The 5,528-nt window shown below is 45.5% G+C and carries 4 protein-coding genes and 1 pseudogene; 3 read left to right on the top strand and 2 right to left on the bottom strand.

The window, feature by feature from the left end:
* Window positions 1–151: 151 nt before the first annotated feature.
* A complete protein-coding gene (gene gatA, locus BGL89_RS19355; protein ID WP_286827152.1) occupies window positions 152–1,603 on the bottom strand; it encodes an Asp-tRNA(Asn)/Glu-tRNA(Gln) amidotransferase subunit GatA in 1,452 nt (483 codons plus the stop codon).
* 135 nt (window positions 1,604–1,738) lie between these two features.
* Between gatA and BGL89_RS19350 the strand changes: the two genes are divergently transcribed.
* From BGL89_RS19350 to BGL89_RS19340, 3 genes are all read left to right on the top strand, one after another.
* Complete coding sequence (locus tag BGL89_RS19350) at window positions 1,739–2,749, top strand: DUF6398 domain-containing protein (protein ID WP_286827151.1); 1,011 nt, start codon at window positions 1,739–1,741, stop codon at window positions 2,747–2,749.
* A gap of 202 nt (window positions 2,750–2,951) precedes the next feature.
* Window positions 2,952–3,314 carry an ArsR/SmtB family transcription factor gene (locus BGL89_RS19345; RefSeq protein WP_002738764.1) on the top strand — a complete coding sequence of 121 codons (363 nt, stop codon included), beginning with the start codon at window positions 2,952–2,954 and terminating at the stop codon, window positions 3,312–3,314.
* 561 nt (window positions 3,315–3,875) lie between these two features.
* Window positions 3,876–4,604 (top strand): PEP-CTERM sorting domain-containing protein, encoded by a 729-nt coding sequence (locus BGL89_RS19340; RefSeq protein ID WP_286827150.1) that lies wholly within the window; start codon window positions 3,876–3,878, stop codon window positions 4,602–4,604.
* 70 nt (window positions 4,605–4,674) lie between these two features.
* Here BGL89_RS19340 and BGL89_RS19335 read toward each other — a convergent pair.
* Window positions 4,675–5,082: pseudogene (locus tag BGL89_RS19335) on the bottom strand (zinc ribbon domain-containing protein); the annotation flags it as partial.
* Window positions 5,083–5,528 lie beyond the last annotated feature (446 nt).

Here is a 5,528-nt window from a genome sequence, read left to right as displayed (position 1 = left end):
AAGGAGAATTAATCTCTCGAAGCAAAAGTGAAGGGAATTTCTGAAATGGAATTCAGTCTGTCTATATTTGACTATACTTTTACTAACTATTTGTGGGGTTGCCGATTTTTACTTGATGGCTATCGGCAAAAGATAGCCACCGGCAATTGTATCAATTTGTAAAAGATGGTTGACGTTTGTGCCAATCGGTGGCTTGTTCGTAGGCGTGGGCGACATGAAATAATTGATCTTCGCGCAACACATTACCGACTAATTGTAAACCGATCGGCAAACCTTGCCCATCAAAACCGCAGGGAAGACTTAACCCGGGTAAACCGGCTAAATTGACGGGAATAGTCATTAAATCCGATAAATACATACTCAGAGGCTCCGCCGTTTTTTCCCCGGCTTTAAAGGCTGTGGTCGGTGAAGTGGGAGAAACTAACACATCTACCGATTGAAAAGCTCGATCGAAATCCTCTTTGATCAAAGTCCTCACCTTTTGTGCTTTCAGGTAATAAGCATCATAATAACCCGCCGAGAGGGTATAGGTTCCCAACATAATCCGGCGCTTGACTTCCGCACCAAAACCCTGAGCGCGAGTCTTGGTGTACATATCAATTAAACTATCGGCATCTTCCCGAATACCGTATTTAACCCCATCGTAACGGGCTAAATTCGCTGATGCCTCCGAGGGGGCGATAATGTAGTAAGTGGGCAATCCGTAACGGAAACGGGGACAGGAAATCTCTTTAATCGTAGCACCGAGGGCCTTTAACTGCTCTAAAGCTTGATTAACTGCCTCTGCCACCACCTGATCCAAACCTTCCCCGAAAGTTTCCTTAATTACGCCAATTTTTAGCCCTTTTAAACTGGTTTTCAGGAATTGGCTATAGTCGGGAATCGGCAGATTGAGACTGGTAGAATCTTGGGGATCGTAACCTGCGATCGCTTGTAATAAAATCGCCGCATCTTCCACTGTACGGCCAAAGGGACCGATCTGATCGAGAGAAGAAGCGTAAGCCACCAAACCAAAGCGAGAAACCAAGCCATAGGTCGGTTTTAGCCCGACAACGCCACAAAATGAAGCCGGTTGACGAATTGAGCCACCGGTATCCGATCCTAGGGCGACCACACATTCTTGAGCGGCCACAGCCGCAGCCGAACCCCCCGAAGATCCCCCCGGCACCCGGGATAAGTCCCAAGGATTAGCCGTAACGTGATAACCGGAGTTTTCCGTGGAACTACCCATGGCAAACTCGTCTAAATTGGTTTTACCGACGATAACTGCCCCTAAATCCCGTAATTTTTGGGTAACGGTGGACTCGTAGGGGGGGACAAAATTCTCTAAAATCCGAGAAGCGCAGGTGGTGGGGATACCCTTGGTGCAGAGATTATCTTTTAATGCGATGGGAATACCTGCTAACAGATGCAGGGGTTCACCCCTGGCGATTTTCTCGTCCACTTTTTGGGCTTGCGCGAGGGCTAAATCCGGAGTTAAATGGAGAAAGCTTTTTACTTGTGGTTCGATCGCTTCAATACGAGCGAGAAATTCTCTAGCGATTTCGACGGCTGTTTTTTCTTTATTAACGAGTTGTTGATGCAGTTGACGAATCGAAGTCATGTTCAGTTACCGGTTACAACCACCGTCAGGAGCAAGCAACAACCCCAGACAGCAAAGACTATTTTAGCGTCAGTTTGCCTGTCGGTCAGCTAATCCCCTAAAATTAAAGGAAAGCCTCGGAGGAAAACTAGAGTTATGACTTTTAATATCCGACAATTAGATAATTTAGACTACGATGAAGCCGAACCCTTATTAGAAGATTATATTACTGGAGCGATCGAAGAATATATCAATTCGCCAGAGGGAGAGTCCTATTATCAAGAAAAAGAAGAAGGTGGTGGTTGGATTGCTACCTTTGTCGAGTTGGGTTATCTCTATGAAGGTTATACCCTTGCTACCATGACTAAAGCATATGTGCAGATCTTAATGGAGAAGATTTTACCACGCAAAATTACTATCCTCGATCCGACGGAAACCGAAGACGCTATCCCTGAATTAATTAGTTTTTGGCAATTTTTGGGACGAGAATATAAATTAACTCAGGCTAAGGCTATTATTAAATACTTAGAGCAATTAGGTGATCGCTTTAGTCAACTGATGAACAATCCCAGTAGTGGCGGTTTTATGAAAAATCTTTTATTACAAGCGCATCAGCAGGGTTTTGATATCACCAGTCAGGAAGGGTTAACAGCTTTTCAAGAAAAATATAATGCTGAACAACGCGCCAAACAGCAAGCGGCAGCAATATTGAAAAAAACGCTTCCAGCTGTTCCTAAATCGGAAAATGTTCCCAAGGCAATGCAGGCCAAATATCAAGAAATTATCGATATTACTGATAAATTTGCCGCTCAATATCTTAATGAAGAATACGCCCAACTTATTCGCCAGTTAACCGCAACTTTAGCTCGTAAGCGTCCCTCTCCTCTAGAAAAAGGTAAGGCTAATTCCTGGGCTGCCGGCATTACTCACGCCCTAGGAATGGTCAATTTTCTCTTCGATCCTACTCAAAATCCCCACATTTCGGCCAAAGAACTTTATCAGGCTTTTGGGGTTGCTCAAAGTACAGGACAAGCTAAATCAAAACAAGTGAGAGATTTACTGAAAATGTCCTATCTTGACTCAGAATGGGCTTTACCAAGCAATTTGGAGAACCATCCTAGCACTACGGTCCGGAAGTTAATCACTACCATGCTCGGTTATAGTTAGGGTTTGCTGAAAAAGTCTGTTGGTGGAGTTAGAAGGCAAGGGGCAAGAGGCAACAGCAGATACCTGAATGACCCAATCTCGATCGAGTTTGCCGACTAGACTCTAGTTACCCCTCCAGTTAAACTATAGTAGTCAATAGTTATAAAGTTTTAAACGATAACCTATTGTCAGCCTTTTTAACTGGTCACTTTATTACCTACCTATGTTAGACAGTTTCTCCCCCCAAACCTCTAGCGTCGTCCTCGCTTCGGTGGCGGACTATTTCAAAGTCCTGTCGGAAGTCAGTCGCCTACAGATTCTCAGTTGCTTGCAATTAGGCGCGATGAATGGTAAAGAAATCGCTGAAGCTACCGGACTAGGTCAGGCCAATCTCTCCAAACACCTGAAAGCTTTAACCCAAGCGGGAATTATCTCGCGGCAACCCCAAGGGGTCAGTGTTTACTATCAAATTACCGACCCCGTCATCTATGATCTCTGTCAGGTGGTTTGCGATCGCATTAGTCAGCAAATGCGTCAACGGGCCCGAGAATTCGAGAGTCTGCCGGCTTTCCATCTCCCTAAATAGAGTCCGAAAAAGTTTATTGCTGGGGTTAGCAGTCGTTGGTCAGCTGCCTCATTCTGATGAAAACTGCTATAGTCAGGTTTTTGGCTTCTGTATTTAACCCCGTTCCCTTAAGCTAAGACGTATTTAAACCGCTTATTCTTAGATTAGCCGAATCTCCTCCAATCGCTTTACTGTTTGTTGCCTCTTGCCTCTTGCCTCGTCTGGCCCAAGCAATTTAAATTACCAACAGCTTAATCCTACTTTCCTCTCTTCATTTTGCCGAAAGTCTCAAAAATTTCCCCCACCCCCCACACCCTGCACCCACGCAACAACTGGTTTAGCAGGCTTTACTGTAAATAATGCCCGAATTTATGCCTCTGGCAGTGCTAAGGATCCAAATTTAAGTCATAAGGTTGACATTTTTAAGTAGTTGACTTAAAATAACCGGTGATTCAAAGTGTAAACAGAAAAATACTGTGGCTAATCTCTTTCGAGTCAGGGGTCTGTGTTGTCCGTTGAAGGCCACAAATAGGACGCTTTTGAAGACCGATGTACATCATTAATTAAGACACAACAAAGCTAATGAATTTCAAATCCACTTTAAGCCTAGCCTCCTGCACCGCCGGAGCACTAGGAATGATCGCTGGTTCCCTAGTAGTCACCACTGCCCCCGCCCAAGCCCAGGTGGCGGTTTGTCCATCATTGGGACAATTGTGGTCAGCATTCAAGACTACTCCTTGCCGAGTAGGGGACAAGTTGTTTACATTCAACAGCTCATCTCCAGCGGCTGTAGATAACGGGAGTACTTTAATTTCGGAAACCGTTCTGGCCAATTTCGATGTACACTCCTTAACCTACAGACCACAGCCCACTCTGACCCAGGCTTCGGGTACTTATATCCTAGAATACACGGTCGAGATCGTTGATGACCCCCTCACCATCGGCGTTGATGAAAGTTTGACGAAGGAGTTCTCACGTTTCAGTAGCGGCTATACTGCAACGGGCGGCTTTGACCTAGGTATCTTACTGGATCAGACGGCTTGGTCAAGTGGTTTCGGGACGGGGTTGATCGGAACCTCGACGGCTTCAAGCGCCACTAACTCTACTGGTACCATCGTTCAAGTTCCGCATGGTATCGGGAAACTTTTCGTCAGAGACACGGTCTCGGTTAGTGATCCCAATGGTATCCTTAACAGTCTCTCCAACGACTTCATACAACGCGAAAAAAGCGTCCCCGAACCCTCTGCCCTGTTGGGTCTGGGACTGCTAGGACTGGGAGGCTTAATCAGCAAGACTCGCCGCCGGGGTTAAACGAAGCAGCTTCAATTAGCTGTTTGTGAGTTGCTTCCGACTGCTTGACATCATCACCGCCAGCCCCAGCGGTGATGACTGGCAGCTCGAACAAACTTAATTGAACGACCTTCGGCTGGATTAACGCTTCACGCGATGCCGCTACCTTAGCGGTATTCTTGCGCTTTCCTCCACGTTCGTTTCAAGTCTCCGATTGCCCACCGGCAACCTTGATATTTACCACGGCGTTGATGTCTCGATTATGGAAAGTTCCACAGAAAAGATATTCCCACTCACGCATATTTAACGCCTTTTTCCCGCAACAGGAGCATCGTTGGCTAGTCGATTCCCATGGAGAAATTATCCGAAAATCACGCCCATATTTATCGGACTTTGCCGATAGCATATCTCGAAAAGAACGCCCTCCTAAATCTGATATGGCAGGGGATAGCTGACGATTTTTAACCATTCCTGATGCCTTTGAATCCTCTAATACCAAATCCGTTTTTAAGAGTGTGATTAACTCTCAAGTTATGAATTGTTTCTCCCCACACCCCACTTCCCCATCACCCCACTATCCTAAACCAGAGGGGAAAGATGCTCTTTGGTCTCCTAGTTAGGGTTTGCTAAATATATGGTAAAACCCTTTTAAAATAAGGCTTTTGACCTGTTAAAATCCGATGTTCATGCTGCGAAAATAGGTAGGATTGAGACCTTCAAAAACCTTGCATTACCACTCTTGTAGTACAAAGACTAATACAAAAAAAGAGGGCGACAAAGCCTGAAACTCCTGCCTCGCAGCCTCGGAGACGACCGCCTGACCTAACCAACAAACTTTTTGCCGCAAACCCTAGTTAGGGTCTGCTGAATAAATCTAAAAACCTTGTTGGGTAAGACTTTTAGACTTTTTGTCAATCAAAAAGTACCAGGCCTGGGAGTGATCAG

The organism is Microcystis sp. LSC13-02, from assembly GCA_002282935.1.
Lineage (GTDB): Bacteria > Cyanobacteriota > Cyanobacteriia > Cyanobacteriales > Microcystaceae > Microcystis.
This window is presented reverse-complemented; position numbering and strand designations above follow the sequence as displayed.

Bases quoted from the DNA above. Each gene is read 5' to 3' on its own strand.
- BGL89_RS19340 (WP_286827150.1), top strand. From the start codon at position 3,876: ATGAATTTCAAATCCACTTTAAGCCTAGCCTCCTGCACCGCCGGAGCA.
- BGL89_RS19350 (WP_286827151.1), top strand. From the start codon at position 1,739: ATGACTTTTAATATCCGACAATTAGATAATTTAGACTACGATGAAGCC.
- BGL89_RS19345 (WP_002738764.1), top strand. From the start codon at position 2,952: ATGTTAGACAGTTTCTCCCCCCAAACCTCTAGCGTCGTCCTCGCTTCG.
- gatA (WP_286827152.1), bottom strand. From the start codon at position 1,603: ATGACTTCGATTCGTCAACTGCATCAACAACTCGTTAATAAAGAAAAA.